This window comes from Microbacterium sp. Bi128, assembly GCF_918698205.1.
Genome location: NZ_CAKKMM010000581.1, coordinates 1 through 3,025, shown reverse-complemented (window position 1 = coordinate 3,025; position 3,025 = coordinate 1). Strand labels below are relative to the sequence as shown.

Annotated in this window: 4 protein-coding genes; 1 reads left to right on the top strand and 3 read right to left on the bottom strand. The window is 68.3% G+C overall.

The genetic code is table 11. The annotated features are described in order from the left end of the window. Window positions 1–209, top strand: a 209-nt coding sequence (locus LQV45_RS23255; RefSeq protein WP_374208278.1) for an HNH endonuclease, incomplete at its 5' end; no start/stop codon positions are given. Window positions 210–1,164: 955 nt separating this feature from the next. Here LQV45_RS23255 and LQV45_RS23250 read toward each other — a convergent pair. The 3 genes from LQV45_RS23250 to LQV45_RS23240 all read right to left on the bottom strand — a co-directional run. Further along, entirely contained in the window at window positions 1,165–1,989 is an 825-nt protein-coding gene (locus tag LQV45_RS23250; RefSeq protein WP_079550362.1) for a thiazole synthase, read from the bottom strand. A gap of 5 nt (window positions 1,990–1,994) precedes the next feature. Further along, the gene (gene thiS, locus LQV45_RS23245; RefSeq protein WP_230009020.1) at window positions 1,995–2,231 is read right to left on the bottom strand and encodes a sulfur carrier protein ThiS; all 237 of its coding nucleotides are present in this window, start codon (window positions 2,229–2,231) and stop codon (window positions 1,995–1,997) included. Further along, the coding region (locus LQV45_RS23240) for an FAD-dependent oxidoreductase (RefSeq protein ID WP_230009019.1) at window positions 2,228–3,025 on the bottom strand (798 nt) is incomplete at its 5' end. The genes LQV45_RS23240 and thiS, both read right to left, overlap by 4 nt.

The window sequence follows — 3,025 nt, the reverse complement described above, 5'->3', positions numbered from 1 at the left end:
GGTGCGAGGCCCACCACATCACCTACTGGTCCCGCGGCGGAACCACCGGAACCGGCAACGGAACCCTGCTCTGCTCCTATCACCACCACGTGATCCACAAGGAACACTGGAGCATCCAGATGCGCACCGGCATACCCTGGTTCATCCCGCCACCCCACCTCGACCCAGCCCAGACACCCCGCCGGAACACCTACTTCCGCCTGGAGTGACCCCGTGGCCGCCGCGTGACAGACGCCCTGACGGCAGGGTGACCGCGTGGCTCGAACGGCAGCGGCCCGGACGGCCGGGTGGAACAGATACTTCCGCCCCCACCAGTAGCGCCCCGCGGCGCCTACGGCTAGTCCCGCCGACACGTCACCGCCTCCACCGCGCGCAATATCGGCTGCGACTTCGACATGATCCCCGTCGTCCTCGGCGGCGAGGGCCAGGTCCTGGACACCGGCCGAATCTCTCCGCGTCCGGGGGCGAAGCCCACGCAATCACGTAGTAGTTCCGCGCCGGAACCACTGGGCTGGACAACGGGACAGGTCGATAATGAGAGCTCTGGGAGCGGTGGTTATTCCTCAGAGAATCTTGCGCCGAAGACTCACGGTTGCAACGCAGTTAGGGCTGCGATAGTTTGTGCCTTGAACGACACAATCATGTGGAACCTGGGACGCCACTGTTAGGTGGCGCTCAAGTGTGGATATGAGCCACGCGCGTACTCTTTCAAGAAGGGTTTCGCTCGATGGCAAGCTGCACCAAGATCACCTACTCCACCCCCTGGCACGCGAACCGCGCGCTCAAGGAAATCATCCGGCAGGGCTCGTCATCTGGGGGCAAGTTGCCCGCGAGCGTATACCCATGCGGAGGCTGCAAGGGATGGCACCTGACCTCGAAAAGGGCAGCTGGAAAGGCAAAGAAGTGGCAACGCCATTCTTCGTGAAAGTTTCACCAGCGCGCTAATGGGACCCTGCGTACTCGCACAACCACGTGATCCACGAGGACTGTGGACCATCCGGATGCGGACCGACGGCATACCCGGTTCGTCCCCGCCGCACGTCGACCCGGCCGGGCCGGACCGGGCCGGGCCTACCGATGATCGCGCCGGCGCGTCATCAAGAGCAAGGGTGATAAGGAGGTCCGGCCGGCGCAACCAGATCAGCCCCGCCGGCCGAGCGGGCGTTAGAGGAACTCGGCCCGGCCTTCCATTGCCGAGGACGCCAGTGCGTGTTCCCGCCGCGGGATCCTGCCGGCCGCTTTCGCCAGCCTGCCGGCGATGACGGCATGTTTGAAGGCCTCGCCCATGAGCACCGGATTCTGCGCACGGGTCACCGCCGTAGCCAACAGCACGGCGTCGCAGCCGAGTTCCATCGCCAGGGCAGCGTCCGAGGCCGTGCCGATCCCGGCATCCAGCACCACGGGCACGGACGCGCGCGAGACGATCAGCTCGATGTTGTGCGGGTTCAGGATGCCCAGTCCGGTGCCGATCGGGGCGCCCAACGGCATCACGGCCGTCGCGCCGAGGTTTTCGAGCCGGAGGGCAAGCACGGGGTCGTCGTTCGTGTAGGCGAAGACCTTGAAGCCTCGGGCCACGAGCTGTTCGGTTGCGTCCACGAGTTCGACGGCGTCCGGCAGCAGTGTGTGCTCGTCGGCAATGACTTCGAGCTTGACCCAGTCCGTTTCCAGGGCCTCCCGCGCCAGCTCGGCGGTGAGGACTGCGTCCTTGGCGGTGAAGCAGCCTGCCGTGTTGGGCAGTACCCGGATCTGATGGTCCTCGAGCAGCTGGAACAGCGAGCCCGTCTCCGCCGGCGAATAGCGGCGCATCGCCACCGTGGTCAGCTCCGTCCCGGACGCCACCAGCGCCGCCCCGAGCCCGTCCAGGCTCGGCGCGCCGCCGGTTCCCATGATGAGGCGGGAGCCGAGCCTTACGCCGTCGACCACGAACGGATCGGCCACCGCACCGGTCATGGGGACGGCCTGTGTTCCTGCGAACGTCGTCTCGTTCATGCTGGTCATCCTCCCTGGACTGCCGTGACAAGTTCGACGTCGTCGCCGTCGGCGAGCGCCGTGGCGTGCCACTGGCTGCGCGGCACCACTTCGGCGTTGCGGGCGACGGCGACACCGAGCTTCCGCCCGTCGGCGGCGCGGCCGTCGGGGCCGATGCTCCGGCCAGTGAGCTGGCTGACGAGTGTGGAGACGGAGGCGCCGTCGGCGACGCTCTGATCCGTTCCGTTAAGTCGGATGTTCATGCTGCTTCCTTCTTGGGGCTGTCCCCGGACGTAACCGGGATGCGGGAAAAACGGTCGGGGCGGAACCCGGCCCAGCGCGGGTCCGGCGTGAAATCCATGAGTTGCCGGCACACGGCGGCAGCGGCGGGGGTCAGCAGGACGCCGTGCCGGAAGAATCCTGTGGCGATGATGAGTCCCGGGACGTCGCCGCCGTCCGCTTGTGCGACCCGCCCCAGCAGCGGGGCATTGTCCGGGGTTCCGGGCCGCGCCCGCGCCGTGGCTTCCAAAAGCTCCAGCTCGGCGACCGCAGGCACCAGCTGCTGGGCATCCCGCAGCAGCTGGTAAATGCCGCCGGCGGAAACTGCGTGCGGATCCGACGGTCCATCCTCCCGCTGGGTGGCCCCGATCACCACGGTGCCGTCCTGGCGGGGGACGCTGTACACAGGGATGCCGCGCACCATGCCCCGCACGGTGGCCGTGAGCAGCGGTTGCAGATGCGGAGGCACGCGGAGCCGGAGGATGTCGCCGTAGACGGGCCGCAGCGGCAGCACCAGCCCGGCCGGTAGCTCCTCGAGCGCGGCGGCGCCGAGCCCGTTGGCGACCACAGTCTCGGCAGCCCGCACGGTACCGCCGCCGGCCAACCGCACACCTGCCACCTGTCCGTCCTGCCACAGCAGGCCTGCCGCGCGCCGCCGGACGAAGCTGCCGCCTTCCGCACCGAGCACGCCGGCGAGCCGGGTGATCAGCAGGCGGGGGTCCACCTGGTGGTCGGCCGGGATGTCGAAGGCACACGAGGTGGCGGGACTCAGCCGTCG